General features: G+C 67.0%; 19 protein-coding genes and 1 pseudogene. 6 read left to right on the top strand and 14 right to left on the bottom strand.

What is annotated here, in order from left to right; translation table 11 throughout:
* Both CEX88_RS12475 and CEX88_RS12480 read right to left on the bottom strand, forming a co-directional pair.
* Positions 1–286 (bottom strand): IniB N-terminal domain-containing protein (locus tag CEX88_RS12475; protein ID WP_202931473.1); only part of this gene is annotated, 286 nt, incomplete at its 3' end.
* A gap of 265 nt (positions 287–551) precedes the next feature.
* Positions 552–1,289 carry an acyltransferase gene (locus CEX88_RS12480; protein ID WP_094293709.1) on the bottom strand — a complete coding sequence of 246 codons (738 nt, stop codon included), beginning with the start codon at positions 1,287–1,289 and terminating at the stop codon, positions 552–554.
* An 80-nt stretch (positions 1,290–1,369) separates the two neighbouring features.
* On the opposite strand from CEX88_RS12480, the gene CEX88_RS12485 reads away from it, so the two are divergent.
* Positions 1,370–2,674: an outer membrane protein assembly factor BamB family protein gene (locus CEX88_RS12485; protein WP_094293710.1), complete on the top strand. Its 1,305-nt coding sequence runs from the start codon at positions 1,370–1,372 to the stop codon at positions 2,672–2,674.
* A gap of 132 nt (positions 2,675–2,806) precedes the next feature.
* On the top strand, positions 2,807–4,351 hold the full coding sequence (locus tag CEX88_RS12490; protein ID WP_094293711.1) for an alanine/glycine:cation symporter family protein: 1,545 nt from the start codon (positions 2,807–2,809) through the stop codon (positions 4,349–4,351).
* A gap of 3 nt (positions 4,352–4,354) precedes the next feature.
* Here the strand turns inward: CEX88_RS12490 and CEX88_RS12495 are convergent, their stop codons facing one another.
* The 8 genes and pseudogenes from CEX88_RS12495 to CEX88_RS26055 all read right to left on the bottom strand — a co-directional run bounded on the left by CEX88_RS12495 (position 4,355) and on the right by CEX88_RS26055 (position 10,656).
* Positions 4,355–5,047 carry an esterase gene (locus CEX88_RS12495; RefSeq protein ID WP_094293712.1) on the bottom strand — a complete coding sequence of 231 codons (693 nt, stop codon included), beginning with the start codon at positions 5,045–5,047 and terminating at the stop codon, positions 4,355–4,357.
* A gap of 63 nt (positions 5,048–5,110) precedes the next feature.
* A complete protein-coding gene (locus CEX88_RS12500; protein WP_420799214.1) occupies positions 5,111–6,280 on the bottom strand; it encodes a class I SAM-dependent methyltransferase in 1,170 nt (389 codons plus the stop codon).
* Positions 6,277–7,284 carry a class I SAM-dependent methyltransferase gene (locus CEX88_RS12505; RefSeq protein WP_094293713.1) on the bottom strand — a complete coding sequence of 336 codons (1,008 nt, stop codon included), beginning with the start codon at positions 7,282–7,284 and terminating at the stop codon, positions 6,277–6,279. The genes CEX88_RS12500 and CEX88_RS12505 overlap by 4 nt, the downstream gene beginning before the upstream one ends.
* Before the next feature lie 11 nt (positions 7,285–7,295).
* Positions 7,296–7,943: an enoyl-CoA hydratase gene (locus tag CEX88_RS12510; protein ID WP_094293714.1), complete on the bottom strand. Its 648-nt coding sequence runs from the start codon at positions 7,941–7,943 to the stop codon at positions 7,296–7,298.
* Complete coding sequence (locus CEX88_RS12515; protein WP_094293715.1) at positions 7,940–8,785, bottom strand: NUDIX hydrolase; 846 nt, start codon at positions 8,783–8,785, stop codon at positions 7,940–7,942. The genes CEX88_RS12510 and CEX88_RS12515 overlap by 4 nt, the downstream gene beginning before the upstream one ends.
* On the bottom strand, positions 8,782–9,624 hold the full coding sequence (locus CEX88_RS12520; RefSeq protein ID WP_094293716.1) for an ABC transporter ATP-binding protein: 843 nt from the start codon (positions 9,622–9,624) through the stop codon (positions 8,782–8,784). The genes CEX88_RS12515 and CEX88_RS12520 overlap by 4 nt, the downstream gene beginning before the upstream one ends.
* 260 nt (positions 9,625–9,884) lie before the next feature.
* Positions 9,885–10,508, bottom strand: a pseudogene (gene yczE / locus CEX88_RS12525) (membrane protein YczE); the annotation flags it as partial.
* Positions 10,501–10,656: a hypothetical protein gene (locus CEX88_RS26055; RefSeq protein ID WP_197696786.1), complete on the bottom strand. Its 156-nt coding sequence runs from the start codon at positions 10,654–10,656 to the stop codon at positions 10,501–10,503. The pseudogene yczE and the gene CEX88_RS26055, both read right to left, overlap by 8 nt.
* Before the next feature lie 64 nt (positions 10,657–10,720).
* Between CEX88_RS26055 and yczR the strand changes: the two genes are divergently transcribed.
* The gene (gene yczR / locus CEX88_RS12530) at positions 10,721–12,163 is read left to right on the top strand and encodes a MocR-like transcription factor YczR (RefSeq protein WP_094293717.1); all 1,443 of its coding nucleotides are present in this window, start codon (positions 10,721–10,723) and stop codon (positions 12,161–12,163) included.
* 111 nt (positions 12,164–12,274) lie between these two features.
* Here the strand turns inward: yczR and serB are convergent, their stop codons facing one another.
* Both serB and ctaD read right to left on the bottom strand, forming a co-directional pair.
* On the bottom strand, positions 12,275–13,516 hold the full coding sequence (gene serB / locus CEX88_RS12535) for a phosphoserine phosphatase SerB (protein ID WP_066845098.1): 1,242 nt from the start codon (positions 13,514–13,516) through the stop codon (positions 12,275–12,277).
* A 12-nt stretch (positions 13,517–13,528) separates the two neighbouring features.
* Positions 13,529–15,274 carry an aa3-type cytochrome oxidase subunit I gene (gene ctaD, locus CEX88_RS12540; RefSeq protein ID WP_064398845.1) on the bottom strand — a complete coding sequence of 582 codons (1,746 nt, stop codon included), beginning with the start codon at positions 15,272–15,274 and terminating at the stop codon, positions 13,529–13,531.
* Between the two features lie 199 nt (positions 15,275–15,473).
* On the opposite strand from ctaD, the gene CEX88_RS12545 reads away from it, so the two are divergent.
* From CEX88_RS12545 to CEX88_RS12555, 3 genes are all read left to right on the top strand, one after another.
* Positions 15,474–16,547, top strand: a complete 1,074-nt coding sequence (locus CEX88_RS12545) for an iron-siderophore ABC transporter substrate-binding protein (RefSeq protein WP_202931484.1) — start codon at positions 15,474–15,476, stop codon at positions 16,545–16,547.
* Between the two features lie 10 nt (positions 16,548–16,557).
* Entirely contained in the window at positions 16,558–16,833 is a 276-nt protein-coding gene (locus CEX88_RS12550; protein WP_094293719.1) for a YciI family protein, read from the top strand.
* A 133-nt stretch (positions 16,834–16,966) separates the two neighbouring features.
* Positions 16,967–18,013 carry an NAD(P)-dependent alcohol dehydrogenase gene (locus CEX88_RS12555; protein ID WP_094287993.1) on the top strand — a complete coding sequence of 349 codons (1,047 nt, stop codon included), beginning with the start codon at positions 16,967–16,969 and terminating at the stop codon, positions 18,011–18,013.
* Positions 18,014–18,041: 28 nt separating this feature from the next.
* Here the strand turns inward: CEX88_RS12555 and CEX88_RS12560 are convergent, their stop codons facing one another.
* Both CEX88_RS12560 and CEX88_RS12565 read right to left on the bottom strand, forming a co-directional pair.
* Complete coding sequence (locus CEX88_RS12560; RefSeq protein ID WP_094288015.1) at positions 18,042–18,497, bottom strand: hypothetical protein; 456 nt, start codon at positions 18,495–18,497, stop codon at positions 18,042–18,044.
* Between the two features lie 291 nt (positions 18,498–18,788).
* Positions 18,789–19,088, bottom strand: a complete 300-nt coding sequence (locus CEX88_RS12565) for a hypothetical protein (RefSeq protein ID WP_126315879.1) — start codon at positions 19,086–19,088, stop codon at positions 18,789–18,791.
* Positions 19,089–19,101: the final 13 nt, after the last annotated feature.

Below are 19,101 nucleotides of genomic sequence, written 5' to 3' on the forward strand. Positions count from 1 at the left end.
TGTCGTTATGGCTGAGGGTGTCGTTGTTGGACAACACCTCGGTCTGCCGCTGCGGGGCGAACGCGATCCCGTGCGTCTGGGCCACCGCCTGCTGCAGCCCCACCACCGGATCACCACCCCCATGCACCACCGCCGCAGGCGCCACGGCCGCGGCGGCGTGCTGCAGTTGGGCTGCGGACGCGTTCTGCACGCCGGCACCGCACATGGCCCGTTCTGGATCGTCGACGAAGGCCTGAGCCGAGACCTCGTCACGGAACAGGTTCAGAATCCAGTCGATTACGTTCATCTCAGTGGTCCTTTCGGATGTCTGGTCGCCGACCTCCGGCGAACTGATGCGAACGTTACGAATCCGCGGATATCCCGAAAACGGGTCGAAGCCCCCTCGCTGCGGTGGATGGATGCAGGGTCAACCCAGACCCCTATTAGGGGATTAGGGGCGGTTCTCTGTGAGCAGTTCGTGGTCACCGAACGGCGACGAGCGTGCGCAAACTGTTGAATTTCAGCGGCGTGGCGTATGCAGACACGCGCGCTCGCGGAAACCAGAGTGCGTGCTAGCGGGAGGCCTTCTTGCGTTCGATGTCGGCAAGGGCCGCGGCCAGTTCCGCGCGCTGCGCCGCCGATGTCTCCCATGCGAGTTGGCGGTTCTTGACCACTTTCGCGGGCGCACCGACGGCGATCGAGAAGTCGGGCACGTCGCCGCGCACGACCGCGTGCGATCCGAGCACGCAACCACGCCCGATCGTGGTGTTGCGCAACACCGTGACCTTGACACCCACCCACGTGTCTGGCCCGATTCGCACCGGCCCCTTGACGATTCCCTGGTCCTTGATCGGCACGTTGATGTCGTCCATACGATGGTCGAAATCGCAGATGTAGCACCAGTCGGCCATCAGCACCGAATCACCCAGCTCGATGTCGAGGTAGGTGTTGATGACGTTGTCGCGGCCGAGCACCACCTTGTCGCCGAACCGCAGCGAACCCTCGTGGCAGCGGATCGTGTTCTTGTCGCCGATGTGCACCCAGCGGCCGATTTCCATGGTCGACAGCTCCGGCGTCGCCTCGATCTCGACGCCCTTACCGAGGAAGACCATCCCGCGGGTGATGATGTGCGGATTGCGCAGCTTGAACTTCAGCAATCTCCAGTACCGCACCAGATACCACGGGGTGTAGGCGCGGTTGGCCAACACCCATTTCACCGACACCAGCGTCAGGAACTTCGCCTGCCGCGGGTCACGCAGTCGCGACCCTCGCCAGCGCTTGTGCAGCGGCGCGCCCCACATGGTCGTCATGGCCGGAAAGCCTACGCGAGCGACCGAATCGGCAACGGTTACCCTCACGTGGACCGATGACGAGGAACGGGAAGGATCGAGTGTTCCGGCGATTGACCGTGCTGGCAGTGTCCTTACTGACAGCGCTGATCACGGCCACCCTGGCGGGCTGCCAGGACACCACCTCCTGGGTCGACGCCAAGGCCGCTGACGGCTGGGCCGCCCAATACGGCGATGCCGCCAACAGCAGCTACCAACCGGTGGCGGGTGCCGACAGGCTGCGCCTCGAATGGATGAGGTCGGTCAAGGGTGACCTCGCCGCCGCGGTGGCACTCGGCACCGGCAGCTATCTGGCCGTCAACGCGCAGACCCCCGACGGATGCTCGCTGATGGTCTGGGAGGCCGACAACAAGGCGCGGCAGCGTTGGTGCACGCGCCTCGTGCAGGGCGGGGGCGCGTCCAGTCCTCTTTTCGACGGCTTCGACAACCTCTACATCGGACAGCCCGGCGCCATGCTGTCGTTCCCCCCGACGCAGTGGATCCGCTGGCGACAACCGGTCATCGGGATGCCGACCACGGCGCGGATTCTGAGCCCGGGCCACCTGCTGGTCGTGACGCACCTGGGTCAGGTGCTGGTTTTCGACGCCCACCGCGGGACGGTCGAAGGCAGCCCGATCGACCTGGTCGCCGGTGTCGACCCCAAGGACTCCGAGCGCGGCCTCCCCGACTGCCGGCCCGCCCGCCCGCGCTGCCCGGTGGCCGCCGCGCCGGCGTTCGCCTCCGCCACCGGGACCGTCGTCCTCTCATTGTGGGAGCCGGGTGCCGATTCGCCCATCCTCGTCGGCCTGCGCTACCGGCCTGGGCAGTCACCGTTTCTGACCCGCGAGTGGACCAGCGACGCCGTTGGCGGCGGTCCCCTTGCCAGCCCGGTGTTCTCGGCCGACGGGTCGACCGTCTACGTCAACGGCCGCGATGATCACCTGTGGGCGCTCAACGCCGCCGACGGCAAGGCCAAGTGGTCGGTGCCGCTCGACTACCTCGGCCAAACCCCACCGTCCGTATCGCCCGACGGGTTGATCGTCGCCGGCGGCGGTCCGGGCGCCAAGCTGACCGGCATCAAAGATGAAGGCGACCGCGGCGAGGTGCAGTGGACCCGCGACGACGTCACGCCGCTGTCGACCTCGAGCCGATCCGGCGCCGATCTCGCCTACACCGTCGTCCGCGACGGCGACGGGGAGGACGCCGGTCAGGCACTGCTGGTGTTCGACCCCGCCGACGGGCGCACCCTCAACAGCTACCAGCTGCCAAGAGCGACGGGTTGGCCGGTCGGCGTCTCCGTCGGAAAAGACCGCCGCGTGGTCACCGCCACCAGCGACGGCATGGTGTACGGCTTCGCACCGGCGTAGTGCACGACACTGGTCGCGAATCGTATTCGTCACCGCAACGAAACACACGAAGTGCGCGAGCATGCCAGCATGCCACCGTGCGCATGTAACCCCAGCGAGCGCCGACGGGCGCACCCGAGCTAAGGAGACGGATTGTCCGAGTTCCTCGACGCAGTCAACGGTTACGTATGGAGTGACGCGCTCGTCTACCTGTGCCTAGCCGCAGGTGTGTACTTCTCTGCTCGCTCCCGGTTCGTCCAGGTACGCCAGGTACGGGAGATGGTCCGGCTGATGCTCAAGGGCGAGAAGTCGCCGTCGGGAGTGTCTTCGTTCCAGGCCTTGACGATGTCGCTGGCGGGGCGCGTCGGCACGGGCAACATCGCCGGTGTCGCGACCGCGATTGCCTTCGGCGGCCCGGGCGCGCTGTTCTGGATGTGGGCGGTGGCGTTCCTTGGCGCGTCGACGTCGTTCGTGGAGTGCACGCTGGGCCAGATCTACAAGACACGCGACCCGCTGACCGGCGAATACCGCGGTGGGCCCGCCTATTACCTCAGCCGGGCGCTCGCGCACACCAAGGCCGCGGGCGCGTTCAAGGTCTACGGCTTCGTGTTCGCCGCCGTGACCGTGCTGGCCTGTGGCCTGCTATTGCCCAGCGTCCAGTCGAACTCGATGGCGTCGGCAATGAACTCGGCCTGGGGATTCTCGAAATGGTGGGTGGCCGTCGTGACGGTCATCGTGCTGGCCTTCGTGATCATCGGGGGCGTCAAGCGCATCGCGGCATTCGCCTCGATCGTCGTGCCGTTCATGGCGGTCGTCTACATCGCGCTCGCGCTGGTGGTGGTGTTGTTGAACGCCGAACGGGTCCCCGGGGTGTTGGAAATGATCTTCGCCAGCGCGTTCGGCCTGGATTCCGCGTTCGGGGCGATCATCGGATCCGCGGTGATGTGGGGCGTCAAGCGCGGCATCTACTCCAACGAGGCCGGGCAGGGCACCGGTCCGCACGCGGCCGCGGCCGCCGAGGTCTCCCATCCCGCCAAGCAGGGCCTCGTGCAGGCGTTCGCCGTCTACGTCGACACACTGTTCATCTGCTCGTCCACAGGCTTCCTGATCCTGACGACGGGCGCCTACCGGGTCTTCGAAGGGGAAAGCGCGACCGGCGCGGTGATCGTCGAGGGTGGCCTGCTCTCCGGAGACGTGGAGGTCGGCCCCGCCTATGCGCAAGCCGGATTCGACAGCCTCTGGAGCGGTGCCGGGTCGAGCTTCATCGCGGTGTCGCTGGCGTTCTTCTGCTTCACGACGATCATCGCCTATTACTACATGGCCGAGACCAACCTGCGCTTCATCCTCGGCCGGTTCTCTCCTGCCTCGATGCCGGTCATCCGGGGCACGGTGGGATCCAACGCGACGATGCTTCTTCAGGCGTTGATCCTGGTGTCGGTGGTCCTCGGAGCGGTGTCGACCGCGACCGAGGCGTGGGTGCTCGGCGACATCGGTGTCGGCCTGATGGCCTGGCTCAACATCGTCGGCATCATCATTCTCCAGCAGCCCGCGTACCGGGCGCTGTGGGATTACGAGAAGCAGAAGAAGGCCGGACTGGATCCCATTTTCGACCCCCGCGCGCTGGAGATCACCGGTGCGACGTTCTGGGAGAACTACGACCCGCTCGCCGGCAAGGAGCGGGAATCGGCGCGGACCTGAGCCTTACAGCGCGAGCATCGGCGCGACCGCCGCGCGCGGAACCGTCGCCTGAACCGGGCCCGCCGATTCGGGGAACAGCCCGCCCTGGCTGAAGAAGAAGATCAGCGAGTCGTCGGTCACCGCGAAGTTCTGGTAGTTCGCGGGATCGGTGCCTTGGCCCGGCGGAACCGGGGCCATGAGACCCTGCCTCTCCAGGTATCGATCGACCTCGCGGTAGATCACGTCCATGGGCTCGGAGCCCGGCTTGAACAGCGTGTCGAAGGTGATCGGCGCATTCGTGGCGAGGTTCCAGTTGAACGACTGGTAGAAGGTTTGCGGGCGCACCCCGCCGACGTTCTGCCAGACGCTGAACACCACGCTGCGGGTGCCGGTGGTCGGCGGTCCCGATCGGTAACCGGTACCTTCGGCGTCGAGTTCGTACCGCATCCCGTCCGCGCTCGGGTTCTCGGCGACGTTGACGAAGCCGTCGCGCGCCTGCGTCAGGTAGGCCACCAGCGGCGCCTGGTCGGGATAGTCGTTGGGGAAACTCAATTCGTAGCTGTAGTTCGGCTTTTCGACGTGCACCCGGCATATCTGATCCGGCCCCACCGTGCCCTGCAGGTCAGCACACCCCGGCTGGGCGGCGGCCGCGGGGATGGCGACGGCGCCGGCGACGGCGGCCACCGCAACCAGAGCGGTCCACCTGAAATTGCGCATCGACGTCCTCGCAGCCCGCGCCGGTCCGGATACCGGCGTATCTCCGCAAGGATACGTGGACGCTCAACGCGACGGACGACAAATGAATGCCGTTGCCCGGCTTGCGCCTCCGGTGCCGATGCGGGTGATCACCACCGAAGCTTGCTGTGAGCCGCGCAGGCGAAGCCGCGCGCGCAGCGCGTCGGGGTCGACGTCGACGCCGCGCACCAGGATCTCGGCCGCCCCCACATCGCGCGCCGAAAGCACCTGCCGCAACCGCCGTTCGCTGAAGGCGACTTCGTCGAACACCTCGAAGCCGCGTACAGCGGGCGGGAGGCGGTCGCCTGACAGGTAGGCGATGTCGGGGTCGAGCTGCCACAGTCCGTGCCGTGCCGCGTAGTGGCGGACCAGCCCCGCGCGCACGACGGCACCGTCCGGGTCGACGATCCACTTCCCCGCGGGTGCCACCGCGCAGTCGTCGGGTTCAGAGTCGGTGACCTGTTCGCCGGTGTCCAACAACGAAGCTCGACGCCTGACCCCACCCTCGGTGAGCCCGGCTGACCACAGGCACGCTTCGCGCACGCTGCCCGCAAGCGACGTCACCTCGATCTCACCGTCGAAACCCAACCGCCTCACGGCGTCGAAATCGATTCCGGGAGCGCACTTCACGACGGTGTCGTGTCGATGGTAGACATCGAGCAGTTCGTCGAGCGGGGGCGCGTAGTCACGCGGATCGAACCGGCGGCGTCCGGCGCTGCGCCGCGCCGGGTCGAGCACGACGACCGTGCCGTTCGTAATGGGCCGAAGGGCATCGGCGCGGCAGAGGTCCACACCGTCGACGTTGTTGCGCGCCATCGCCAGGCGCACCGGATCGATATCACTGCCGATCACGACGTCTGCCGATTCGCGGAGCGCGGCCAACTCGGTGCCGATCGAGCACGTCGCGTCGTGTACCCGGGCGCCGCTGAGCCGACGGGCGCGGTGCCGAGCGACCGGTTCGGCGGTGGCCTGCTGCAGGGCTTCGTCGGTGAACAACCAACCATCGGGATTCGAGAGTTTGGCGGCCGCCTTGCGACGCAGCAGCGTGGTCTCGACCAGCACGGCGGCTCGATCACCGAAACGCCTACGCGCCGAAGCGATGTCGGCGACGAGCATGTTACCGGTCAACCGCAGCGCGGCGGTTTCCCGCAGAGCGTCGATACCCGCAGGGCTGCGCAGATAGTCGACGTCCTCGACGCCGAACGCCACCGTCACGCGGCTGGTTTTACCCCTGTGATCATGACGTTGTAGTACCAGGACTTCGGCACCACACGGCTCCAAAGGTTGGCGTCGACCCAGCTCAACGCGATCCAGCTGTGGAACGCGAATTTCGCATAGCCCCAACCCAATCGGCCGGGTGGGACCGCGGCCTCGAAGGTGCGCAGCGGCCAGCCCAGCATCGCGGCGGTGAACTCGGTGGTCGCGGTCGAGACCCCGACGGCGCCGGCGTTGCTTGCCATGCGCTCCAGGTCGCCCGGTGAAAAGGTGTGCAGGTCGACCACCGCCTCCAACGCGGCTGCGCGCGAGGACTCGTCGAGTTCGGACTGTGGGCGACGCCATCCCGAGAGTCCGGGCAGCTTGGTCACATTAGTCACCGCCCGCCAGGTCAGCGTCGACAACGGGCGGGCATAGTTCTCCCCAGCGTTCGTCGGCTCGCCGGCGAAGATGAACCGGCCGCCGGGCTTGAGCACCCGCACCACTTCGCGCAGCGACAGTTCGACGTCGGGGATGTGGTGCAACACGGCGTGGCCGACGACGAGGTCGAAGGTGTCGTCGTCGTACGGGATGCCCTCCGCGTCGGCCACCCGGCCGTCGATCTCGAGGCCGAGGTTCTCGCCGTTGCGGGTGGCGACCTTGACCATGCCCGGGGACAGGTCGGTCACCGAACCGCGCCGTGCCACGCCCGCCTGAATCAGGTTGAGCAGGAAGAACCCGCTGCCACACCCGAGCTCCAGCGCCCGGTCGTAGGGCAGCTTGCGCTGCTCGGAGAACGGAACCGTGGCGTCGAACAGGTCGCGGGCGTAGTCAACGCAGCGCTTGTCGTAGGAGATCGACCACTTCTCGTCGTAGCTCTCGGCTTCCCAGTCGTGGTACAGCACCTGGGCCAGTTTTGAGTCGTGGCGGGCGGCTTCCACCTGCTCGGCGGTGGCGTGCGGATTCGGCACCGGAGCCGCGGAGCCGTCGACATCAGAAACAGTGTCGGTTTCCTCAAAGCTCATAACAGGGCAGCCTAGAGGTCGAACGTCGCCTTGGCCGCAGCCAGTACCTGAGGCGAATGCTCGACGAACCGTTGTGCCCAGGCCAGCGCGGCGTCGTAGACGTCGTCGGGCGCCACCATCTGGTCGACGAGGCCCAGCGCGTGCGCCTCCTTGGCATCGATGAACCGACCGCTGAAGACCAGCTCCTTGGCCTTGCTCAGGCCGACGGTGCGAGCCAGTCGGGAGGTGCCGCCTGCGGGTACAAGCCCGGCCAGGATCTCCGTCACACCGAACTTGACGTTGTCGCCGCAGACCCGCCAGTCGACGGCCAGCGCCAGCGTCAGCCCACCCCCCAACGCGTAACCGGTGATAGCGGCGACCGTCGGTTTGGGAATGGCCGCCAGAGCGTCCACGGCCTCGCGGCAGGCCTGGGTTGCCGCGTCGGTTTCCTCGGCGTTGAGGCTGCGCAGTTCGGGCACGTCATCACCGGCGGAGAAGATCTCATGGCCGCCGTACACGATCACCGAATGGATGTCGTCGCGGTCGCCGATGGTTCGCGCGGCGGAGACCAGTTCGCGGTAGACCTGACGGGTCAGGGCGTTGGTCGGCGGGCGCGACAGCAGCAACGTGGCGATGCCGGGCCGCTCATCGCTGGTGTGGACCGAGACGAACTCGCTCATGCCTGGCGCGCGCCGGATCCGTAGCCCTCGGGGCTGCGGCGGTTGCGGGCGGCGTTGTACCGGTCGCTGTCGAAGAACTCGATCTCCCAGTTGCCGGTGTCCTTATTCGCCGCGAGATGCGGTGTGACGGAGACGATCTGACGTTCCACGGCAAGCACTTCGTCGACGGTGTGGCCGGCGAGCGAGTCCAGCTGGGTCCATGTCGGCGGCAGCAAGAACGTCCGGCCTGCGGCGAAATCGTCGAGCGCTTGCTGCGGGGTGATCCAGTCTGCCGTGTCGGTCTCGGTGTTGTCGCCGTCGGCGCGTTGGCCCTCCGGCAGGGCGCCGACGAAGAAGTAGGTGTCGTATCGGCGAGTGCGTTCTTCCTTCGGCGTCACCCAATTGGCCCACGGCCGAAGCAGATCGGCGCGCAGCACCAGCTTCTCGCGGTGCAAGAAGTCGGCGAACGACAGCGACCGGTTGACCAGCGCGGCGCGTGCCTCGTGGTAGACCGAGGCGTCATCGACCAGGACGTCGGGATCGTCGGCGGCCCCGGCGAACAACACCCCGGACTCCTCGAACGTCTCGCGTGCCGCCGCGCACACCAGCGCCTGCGCCAGGCTCGGCTCGACGTTCAAACGCTCTGCCCACCAATCGGGTTCGGGACCGAACCAGTCGATGTCGGCGTTGCGGTCGCGGTCGTCGACACCGCCGCCGGGGAACACCATCACGCCGGCGACGAAATCCATCGCCGAGTGCCGTCGCATCAGGAAAACTTCAACTCCTCGAGCGAGTCCATCCCGTTGGTCGCGGATCAGCATCACGGTCGAGGCGGGCCTCGGCGTCAGTGGTTCTTCGGTCATGCTCGTCTCCTGTGCGCGGCCCGGCTCCTGGCGCGACGCGCGAAGTACCGCCCGTCGACGACCTCGAGCGTGATCGCCTGGCCGAAGGCTTGGGAAAGGTTCTCGGCGGTCAGCACGTCGGGCAGCAGCCCGGAGTCGACCACTTTGCCCTCGGACAGGATCAGTCCGTGTGAGAAACCGCGCGGAATCTCCTCGACGTGGTGGGTCACCAGAACCATCGCCGGGGCGTCCGCGTCCTCGGCCAGGTCCTCGAGCCGGGCCAGAAGTTCCTCGCGTCCACCGAGGTCCAGTCCGGCGGCGGGCTCGTCGAGCAGTAGCAGTTCGGGGTCGGTCATCATCGACCGTGCAATCAGCACGCGCTTGCGTTCGCCTTCGGACAGAGTGCCGTACGTGCGCATTGCCAGGTGTTCGGCGCCGACGCTTTCGAGCATGTCGATAGCCTGCTCGTAGTCGACGTCGTCGTAAGCCTCGCGCCAGCGGCCCAGCACCGCGTAGCCGGCCGAGACCACCAGGTCGCGCACCACCTCACCGTCGGGCACCCGCTGCGACAACGCCGAACTACTCAGACCGACCCGCGAGCGCAGTTCGGACATGTCGGTTCGGCCGAGTCGCTCACCGAGCACGTACGCCGTCCCCGACGACGGATGCTCCAGCGCCGCCGCGATGCGCAGCAGCGAGGTCTTACCCGCACCGTTGGGACCGATGACCACCCAGCGCTCGTCGAGTTCAACCGCCCACGTGATGGGGCCGATCAGGGTTTGGCCCCCGCGCCGCAACGACACCTTGGCGAAGTCGATCAGCACGTCGGGGTCGGCTGGATCTCCTTCGGTGGTGGACACTCGCCCATCGTAGACAGGCGACTTGGGCGTGATTCGGTTCGCCCAGCGATCGATTTCACACCCAAATCGCCCACGCGCCTGCGGCGAGCCTCGGCGACGGAAGTTGTCGCGCGCCTGCGGCGAGCCTCGGCGACGGAAGTTGTCGCGCGCCTGCGGCGAGCCTCAGCGACGGAAGTTGTCGCGCGCCTGCGGCGAGCCTCGGCGACGGAAGTTGTCGCGCGCCTGCGGCGAGCCTCGGCGACGGAAGTTGTCGCGCGCCTGCGGCGAGCCTCGGCGACGGAAGCCCACCCGCTCGCCGCCACCACCCTCTCCGGCGTGACCCTCAAGAAGAACTGCACCAGCGGGCCGATCCCGAATGCATAGACGACGGTCCCGACGCCGACCGTGCCGCCGAGTAGCCAGCCGACCGCCAACACCGTCGCCTCGATCGAGGTACGGACAACGCGCACCGACCACCCGGTGCGCTCGACCAGGCCGGTCATCAGCCCGTCGCGCGGCCCCGGTCCGAGGCCGGCGCCGACGTAGAGCACGGTGCTGACCGCGTTGAGCACCACCGCGCCCACCATCATCGTGATGCGCATTGGCAGCGACGTGGGCGTCGGCAGCAGCCACAGCGCGGCGTCGACCGTAATCGCGATGACGACGACGTTGGCCACGGTGCCCACACCGGGCCGGTTGCGCAGCGGAATCCAGGCCAACAGCACGACCACGCCCACGACCGCCGAAGCCACGCCGATCGTCATCCCGGTGTGCCGGGACAGACCCTGATGGAAGACGTCCCAGGGATCCAATCCGAGCCCGGCGCGCACCATGGCCGCCATCGAGAAGCCGTAGCCGGTCAAGCCGACGAGAAGGACCAGGCCGCGAACGACCCCTCTATGCATGGTGTGGGAAGCGCACCTTGATGAGTTCGAGTTCGCGGGCCATGCGTTCGGCGTCGCGGTCGACGTAGTCAGCGTGGGCGACGGGCTGCTGCCACGCCAGGGTCGAGGCGAGGCGGCGACTCAAGCGAGGTATCCAGTTTAAGCTCATGGGCTCCATCGTTGGCTCTAACTGGCTTGCCTTTCAATAGCCAGTTAGGCGATACTGGCCTGCAATGACACTTGAATCGCCCGCCCGAACGCTCAATGTGGACCTTCTGGCCCGCGAGTTGGGCAACTGGCGCACCTCCAGTCGAAGTGGACCCGTTTACCAGGGTCTGGCCGACGCCCTTCGTCTGCTGATCATCGACGGACGTGTCCCGGTCGGCGCACGCGTGCCCAGCGAACGCGCACTCGCCGACATGCTGCGGGTGTCACGCACCACGGTCACCGCCGCTTACACCCAGCTGCAGGAGGACGGATATCTCCTCGCGCGCCGCGGCGCCCGCAGCACCACCGCGCTACCCGTCGCACCTGCAGCGCGCGTCGAGCCCGCCACAGCGTCGGTGAGCCTGGCCGCGGCGGCGTTGTCGGCTCCGGCCGCCGCGGTGATGGAGGCCTTCACAGAGGCGACCCGCGACGTCACGCCCTATCTGCACGCGCCGGGACACGAACTCGTCGGCGTTCCGGCGCTGCGACATGCGATCGCCGAAAGGTATTGCGAGCGTGGGCTTTCCACCGAGCCGGACGAGATCATGGTGACCACCGGGGCGCTGCACGCCATCGGGCTGATCCTGACGACATATGTTCAGCCCGGTGACCGCGTACTCGTCGAACAACCGACGTACCACGGCGCGCTGTCCTCGATCGCAACCGCAGGCGCTCGCCCCGTCCCGGTCGCGATGACCGAAACCGGCTGGGATTTCGACGCACTTCCGAACACGCTGCACCAGATGTCGCCGACGCTGGCGTATCTGATCCCCGACAACCAGAACCCGACGGGTATGACCATGCCCGCCGCGGGCCGGAAACAGCTGGCGCACATCATCGCCGAGACCCGCACCCGCACCGTCATCGACGAGACCATCCTCGACATGTGGCTCGACGAACCCGCGCCCGGCCCGGTTGCGGGCGAGATGACGTCGCGACGCGATCTGGTGCTGACGGTCGGCTCGATGTCGAAGTCGTTCTGGGGTGGGCTGCGGGTCGGCTGGATCCGTGCGGAGCGCGCCACCATCGCCACCATCGCCGCGCTGCGACCGTCGATCGACATGGGCACGGCGGTGCTCGAACAGTATGCTGCGGCAAGGCTTCTCGCCCGGCGCGACGAGTTGCTGCCGGAGCGGCGAGAGATCTTGCGCAGCCGTCGCGCATATCTGCAGTCGCTGCTGAGCCAGCACCTGCCCGATTGGGAGCCCGGCCCGGGCGTCGGCGGTATGTCGTTGTGGGTGCGGCTGCCTGCCCCGATGAGTACGGCGCTATCGGCGGCGGCCTCCCGGCTGGGCCTCGACCTGCCAGCGGGCCCGCGGTTCGGGGTGGACGGCACCCTCGAGCGGTTCGTCCGCGTGCCGTACGCGCTACCCGAGGAGCAGTTGGGTGAGGCGGTGGAACTGCTGGCGCGGGCGTGGCGCAGCGTCACCGGGCTGTCGGCGCCGGAGCCGACGACCGTCGTCGTCTAGCGAAGCTCCTCGTGGGCCCCCACGCACTCCGCGAGCGACCGTGTTTGTCCCGCGACACGCCGCATTTTCGCGTACAAATGCGGTCGCTCGCGCCCCACGAAAAGCCCCCGTTCAGTCGGGGATCTCGACGCGGCGCACCACACCGTCGACGGCATCGGCGGCCTCGATCTCACCGCGCGTGATACCGAGGATGAACAGCACGGTGTCCAGGTACGGCTGGCTCAGCGACGCGTTGGCGACCTCCCGCAGCGCGGGCTTGGCGTTGAACGCCACACCCAGACCCGCGGCGGCGAGCATATCGATGTCGTTGGCACCGTCGCCGACGGCCACCGTCTGCTCCATCGGCACACCGGCCTGCTGCGCGAAATCCCTGAGCGCCTTGGCTTTTCCGGCCCGGTCGATGACGGGGCCGATCACCCGGCCGGTCAATTTGCCGTCGACAATCTCGAGTTCGTTCGCGGCGACGAAATCCATCATCAGCTCGTGTGCCAGCGGTTCGATGACCTGACGGAAGCCGCCGGACACGATGCCGCAGTGGTATCCCAGCCGCCGAAGCGTGCGCAGCGTGGTACGGGCACCGGGCGTCAACTCGATCTGGTCGGCGACGTCGTCGAGCACGGACGCGGGCAGGCCGGCGAGTGTCGCCACGCGCCGGTGCAGGGATTCGGCGAAGTCGAGTTCGCCGCGCATGGCGGCCTCGGTGACCTCGGCGACCGCGGCCTCGGCACCCACCTTGGCCGCCAGCATTTCGATCACCTCACCCTGGATCAGGGTCGAGTCGACGTCGAAAACGATGAGCCGCTTGGCTCGTCGCGTCAGGCTGAAATCCTCGAGCGCGACGTCGATCTCCTGGGCGACCGCCACGCGCGCCAGCGTCTGCTGCAGTTCGTCATAGACCGCGCGCGACGGCACCGAGACCCGCAGCTCCAATCCCGTCACCGGGTAATCCGATATGCCACCGATCGTGTCGATGTTGACCTCGAGCCGCGCGAGTTCGCGGGCCACCACCCCGAACTCCTCGGCGGTGATCGGACGACCGAGGACGACGATCGTGTGCGTCGACGGTTCCCGCATGACCGGCTCGCCGTCGCTGCGTTCGATCGTGACGTCCAGGCCCACTTCGCGGATCGCCGCCGTCACGGCGTCACGAAGCTCGGCGCTTCCCGCGACTTCCGCCGATCCCGCGACCAGCACACCCAGGGTCAGCCGGCCGCGAATCACGACCTGTTCGACGTTGAGCAGCTCGACCTGGTGACGCGACAGCACCTCGAACAACGCCGAGGTGACGCCGGGCTGGTCGCGGCCGGTGACCGTGATCAGCAGCGATGCGCGTTCGCGTGATTTACCGGTCATGCCGCAATCGTGTCAGGTACGAACGTTCGCGTCGTCCAGCCGGGTCACATCGCCGTCCGCGGGCCCATGGCTGCGTCCGACGTGTGCCTCCGCGCGCATCCGCTCCACCATGTGCGGGTAGTGCAGCTCGAACGCGGGTCGCTCCGAGCGGATTCGGGGCAGCTCGGTGAAGTTGTGCCGCGGCGGCGGGCACGACGTCGCCCACTCCAGCGAGTTGCCGTAACCCCACGGATCGTCGACGGTCACCGGCTCGCCGTAGCGCCAGCTCTTGAAGATGTTCCACACGAACGGCAGCGTCGAGATGCCCAGGATGAAGGCCCCGATGGTCGACACGACGTTGAGCGTGGTGAACCCGTCGGTCGGCAGGTAGTCCGCATACCGGCGCGGCATACCCTCGTCGCCCACCCAGTGCTGCACCAGGAACGTGACGTGGAACCCGATGAACGTCAGCCAGAAGTGCAGCTTGCCCAACCGTTCGTCGAGCAACCGGCCCGTCATCTTCGGGAACCAGAAGTAGATTCCGGCGTAGGTCGCGAACACGATCGTGCCGAACAGCACGTAGTGGAAGTGCGCGATGACGAAGTAGCTGTCTGTGACGTGGAAGTCCAGCGGCGGGCTGGCCAGCAGCACGCCCGACAGACCGCCCAGCAGGAACGTCAGCAGGAACCCGATCGAGAACAGCATCGGTGACTCGAATGTCAACTGGCCCTTCCACATCGTGCCTATCCAGTTGAAGAACTTGATACCCGTAGGCACGGCGATCAGGAACGTCATGAACGAGAAGAAGGGCAACAACACCGCACCCGTGGCGTACATGTGGTGTGCCCACACCGCGATCGACAGCGCCGCGATCGCGATGGTCGCGTAGATCAGCGTGGTGTAGCCGAAGATCGGCTTGCGGCTGAACACCGGGAAGATCTCGCTGACGATGCCGAAGAACGGCAGCGCGATGATGTACACCTCGGGGTGGCCGAAGTACCAGAACAAGTGCTGATACAACAGCACACCGCCGTTGGCGGGATCGTAGATGTGCGCGCCGAGATGCCGGTCGGCCGCCAGCCCGAACAGCGCGGCGGTCAGCAACGGGAAGGCCAGCAGCACCAGGATCGACGTCACCAGGATGTTCCAGGTGAAGATCGGCATCCGGAACATCGTCATACCGGGTGCGCGCATGCACACCACAGTCGTGATCATGTTCACGCCGCCGAGGATGGTGCCCAGACCCGAAATGGCCAGACCCAGGATCCACAGGTCACCGCCGGCGCCCGGTGAGTGGATCGCGTTGCTCAGCGGCGCGTACGCCGTCCAGCCGAAGTCGGCCGCACCACCGGGGGTGATGAAACCGGAGATCGCGATCAGGGCGCCGAACACGAACAGCCAGAACGACAGGGCGTTCAGCCGGGGGAACGCGACGTCGGGGGCGCCGATCTGCAGCGGCAGCACCAGGTTGGCGAAGCCGAACACGATTGGCGTCGCGTAGAACAGCAACATCACCGTGCCGTGCATGGTGAACAGCTGGTTGAACTGCTCGTTGGACAGGAACTGCAGTCCCGGCATCGCCAGCTCGGTCCGCATGAACAGCGCCATCAGCCCGCCGATGAAGAAGAAGATGAAGCAGGCGACGCAGTACATGATGCCGATCATCTTGTGATCGGTGGTGGTGATGAGCTTGTAGATCAGGTTGCCCTTGGGGCCGAGTCGCTCCGGGAACGGACGCCGTACCTCGAGTTCTCCGATAGGGGGCGCTTCGGCTACCAACAGGTCCTCCATACATCCAGGTCGGGACATCCCGGGGTTGTCTCGATGAATCCTAGCGGGCCTCCGATCATGAATGCTCGGGGGTCCTACAAAGCGTCGTAATCGGCCAGCACACGGCTTTCGGCCCGGGAGCTGGCCGGATGTTACCGTCGGCGACGTGTTGATCGGCCGAGCGCGCAGGGCCCTCGTCGCCGCCAGGATGCTGGGCCTGGCCGCGCTCGCGACCGCGGTCGGCATGACCGTGATGAGCGGCTGCGGGTCCCCCGATGGGGAGTCGTCAGACACCGCCGCCCCGCAGACGATCGTCACCAGCACGACGAGCATCGCCGGCGCCGGGGTGCTGGGCAATCAGCGGCGCCCCGACGAATCGTGTCCGGCTGAACCGGCACCGGTGGACCCGGGACCCCCCGAGCGCATGGTGCGCCACGCCGCGGGCGAGACGCTGGTACGCGCCGACCCACAGCGCATCGTGGTGCTGTCGGGCGACCAGCTCGACGCTCTGTGCGCGTTGGGACTGCAGTCGCAGATCGTGGCCGCGGCGCTGCCCGACGGCTCCGATAGCCAGCCGTCGTACCTGGGCCAGGTCATCCACGACGTGCCGGGCGTCGGCACCCGCAGCGAACCGGACCTCGACGGCATCCGCGCAGCCGCACCCGACCTGATCCTCGGTTCTCAGGCGTTGACGCCGGAAGCCTTCGGGCCACTGTCCGACATCGCCCCGACGGTGTTCTCCGGCCCGCCCGGCGCGGCGTGGCAGGACAACCTGCGCATCGTGGGCGCCGCGACCGGACGACAGGACGCCGCGAACGGGTTGGTCGAGGGATTCGAGCGCGCGGCCGACAAGACCGGCGCCGACAACGACGCCACCCACTTCCAGGCGTCGGTCGTGCAGTTCACCGACACCACGATGCGCGTCTTCGGCGTCGAGACCTTCCCGGGCAGCGTGCTGGCCGATGTCGGCGTCGATCGCCCTGTGACACAACGCTTCACCGACAAGCCCTACATCGAGGTGGGAGTCACCGACACGGATCTCGGAGACGATCCCGACCTGTCGATCGCCGACGGCGACATCGTCTACGTGTCCTTTGACTCGCCGTCTGCGCGCGACCGCGCGCCCGCGGTGTTCGAGAGCGATGCGTGGAAGAAGCTGGGCGCGACGCGGGACGGCCGGGTCTTCGCGGTCAACAACGAGGTGTGGCAGACCGGGGAGAACATCGTGGCCGCACGCGGCATGCTCGCCGACCTGCAATGGCTCAACGCTCCGATCAATTAGCGTTGTCGGCGTGTTCCACGTCCTGAAATCGACCTATCTGCAACCGCCCGAGGTCGTCAACGAGACCCGGCCCGCCCACCTCGAATGGCTCAAGAACGAGGTCAGCGTCGGCCGGATCGTGTTGGCGGGCCGCCTGGAGGACGAGTCGGGCGCAGTTCTGATCACCGGCGAAATGGATGCCGAGCAGGCGCAGGACGTCGTCGACCGCGATCCCTATACGGCCGCCGGCGTCGCGCGATACGAACGGCTGTCGTTCAACGGGGCGTTCCGGGCCACCGGTCTCTAGCGGGCCTGGGAGAAAACTCACAGCTTCGGCAGGAATCATCGGGGCAAGCGGCCCTGTTGGTCGTTGCAGGCCGGTCGCAGTGTCAGCGACGGCTTTGTCGATAGTCGATCGGAACGAAAAGAAGAAGGTCGTAATGAGCACCGTTGCCGCATATGCCGCACCGTCGGCGTCCGAACCACTGGTCAAGACCACCATCACCCGACGCGAGGTCGGACCGCACGACGTGGCGTTCGACATCCACTTCGCGGGCATCTGTCATTCCGACATTCACACCGTCCGCGACGAGTGGGGCCGCGCGAACTATCCCGTGGTTCCCGGGCACGAGATCGCCGGTATCGTCACCGAGGTCGGTTCGGAGGTCACGGGATTCAGGGTCGGCGACCGCGTCGGCGTCGGTTGCTTCGTCGATTCCTGCCGCGAATGCGCGCAGTGTCGCGCGGGCGAGGAACAGTACTGCGCCAAGGGCATGGTCGGCACCTACAACGCGATCGGTCGTGACGGTGAGCCGACACAGGGCGGCTACAGCGGCGCGATCGTGGTGGACGAGAACTATGTGCTGCGCATCCCCGACAGCCTCCCGCTCGACGCGGCGGCGCCGCTGCTGTGCGCAGGGATCACATTGTATTCGCCTCTGCGCCACTGGAATGCGGGTCCGGGAACCCGCGTGGCGGTCATCGGTCTGGGCGGGCTGGGCCACATGGGCGTCAAGCTCGCGCACGCGATGGGCGCACATGTGACGGTGCTGAGCCAGTCGCTGAAGAAGATGGAGGACGGGCTGCGCCTTGGTGCCGACGAGTACTACGCAACCTCCGACCCGGAGACGTTCTCCACGCTGCGCGGATCGTTCGACCTGATCCTGAACACGGTGTCGGCCAACCTCAACTTGGGCCGCTATCTCGGACTGCTCGCACTCGACGGCACGATGGTCGAGCTGGGTATGCCGGAGCAGCCCATGTCGGTACCCGCCGGCGCGCTGATCTCCGGACGGCGCCGCCTCGCCGGCTCACTGATCGGCAGCATCGCCGAAACGCAGGAGATGCTCGACTTCTGCGCCGAGCACGGCGTGCGACCCGAGATCGAGGTCATCACACCCGATTACATCAACGAGGCCTATGAGCGGGTGGTGGCCAGCGATGTGCGCTACCGCTTCGTGATCGATACGCAGTCACTGCGCTCATAGGACCGGTTGTCAGACGCCGTAGGGCCGATCAGAATTGGCGAACGTCTCCGGCGTTGACGAAAAGTCCGTGACCGGTGGCGTCATAAGTGATGCGGGTCCGCAGATTCTCGTCTTGAATGGTCCAGCCGTCGACGTGATATGTCTGCCCGGCGTCCACGACGATGTCTCCGCCGGGGGTTTCGTTCGCTGCGGGGACGACGCCCCGCTCCCAGTACATTTGACCGGTGCCACGCACAACGGCGAGGTTGAGCCGGTTGTTGAATTTCGATGTCTCCCACGGAGCCTGACCCCATGGTTGGCCGTCGACACGCTGACATACCACTATCGGTCCACCGCCGCGCTTCACGTCGTCAGCACTCACCAGGCAGCGGATCGTGCCCGACTGGAGAAGCACCAGCTGTCCCGTATCGGCCGCCGCCGGCGGCGCCAGGACCACCGCACCGAGAATGGAGAGACCCAAAGCCGTCACTGCCCGCCGAATCATGCCCGTCTCCACCGTCGTGCTACGCCACTACCTTCAGCCGGGAATCGTCTCACGGGGCTGATCGTGACAGGCCGATTTCCTACGAAGTCGGCCGGTCGGTGCATGTTTCGAGGTCCCAGTCCTCGTCTTCGGCCACACCGGCCGTGCCGACCACGCAGCGCAACCCGATAAATCGAGCTCCGTGAGCCGTCCCCTCCGCGGCTCACGGAGCAGAGTTGACGCTATGCGCTGCCAGGTCCAGGGAATATAGGGATTTCCCTGGCCTTGGCGGCGACGCGCGGCTGCTGTCCTTCAGAGTTCGCGCCCCGCGGTGAGGCGGGCGTGGACGACGCTGATGCGATCGGCTGGCAGACCGGCTTGTCGGCACATGCGCGCGACGGTTTCGGCGGTATCGGAGCGGAAGACTCCGTAGAGAATCTCATCGCCGGCCGCGGCCACCGTGATGATCAGTTCGATGGGCTCGCCCTCGGCGACCATCCCCCCCGCGCTGTGCTCGAGTGCGGTGGTGAGGGCCTCGAGGTCCGAGGTTCTGAGCCGCGGTTGATACCACTCGGTGAGGAAGCAGCGTTGCCGGTCGAGATGAGTGGTCACCACCGGAGACTAT

Source organism: Mycobacterium neumannii, assembly GCF_002245615.1.
In the GTDB taxonomy this organism is placed as follows: domain Bacteria; phylum Actinomycetota; class Actinomycetes; order Mycobacteriales; family Mycobacteriaceae; genus Mycobacterium; species Mycobacterium neumannii_A.

Coding starts and splice junctions, on each gene's coding strand:
- CEX88_RS12555 (WP_094287993.1), top strand. CDS start 16,967: ATGAGCACCGTTGCCGCATATGCCGCACCGTCGGCGTCCGAACCACTG.
- serB (WP_066845098.1), bottom strand. CDS start 13,516: ATGACCGGTAAATCACGCGAACGCGCATCGCTGCTGATCACGGTCACC.
- CEX88_RS26055 (WP_197696786.1), bottom strand. CDS start 10,656: ATGAGCTTAAACTGGATACCTCGCTTGAGTCGCCGCCTCGCCTCGACC.
- CEX88_RS12545 (WP_202931484.1), top strand. CDS start 15,474: ATGCTGGGCCTGGCCGCGCTCGCGACCGCGGTCGGCATGACCGTGATG.
- CEX88_RS12515 (WP_094293715.1), bottom strand. CDS start 8,785: ATGACCGAAGAACCACTGACGCCGAGGCCCGCCTCGACCGTGATGCTG.
- CEX88_RS12560 (WP_094288015.1), bottom strand. CDS start 18,497: ATGATTCGGCGGGCAGTGACGGCTTTGGGTCTCTCCATTCTCGGTGCG.
- CEX88_RS12510 (WP_094293714.1), bottom strand. CDS start 7,943: ATGAGCGAGTTCGTCTCGGTCCACACCAGCGATGAGCGGCCCGGCATC.
- CEX88_RS12505 (WP_094293713.1), bottom strand. CDS start 7,284: ATGAGCTTTGAGGAAACCGACACTGTTTCTGATGTCGACGGCTCCGCG.
- CEX88_RS12480 (WP_094293709.1), bottom strand. CDS start 1,289: ATGACGACCATGTGGGGCGCGCCGCTGCACAAGCGCTGGCGAGGGTCG.
- yczR (WP_094293717.1), top strand. CDS start 10,721: ATGACACTTGAATCGCCCGCCCGAACGCTCAATGTGGACCTTCTGGCC.
- CEX88_RS12495 (WP_094293712.1), bottom strand. CDS start 5,047: ATGCGCAATTTCAGGTGGACCGCTCTGGTTGCGGTGGCCGCCGTCGCC.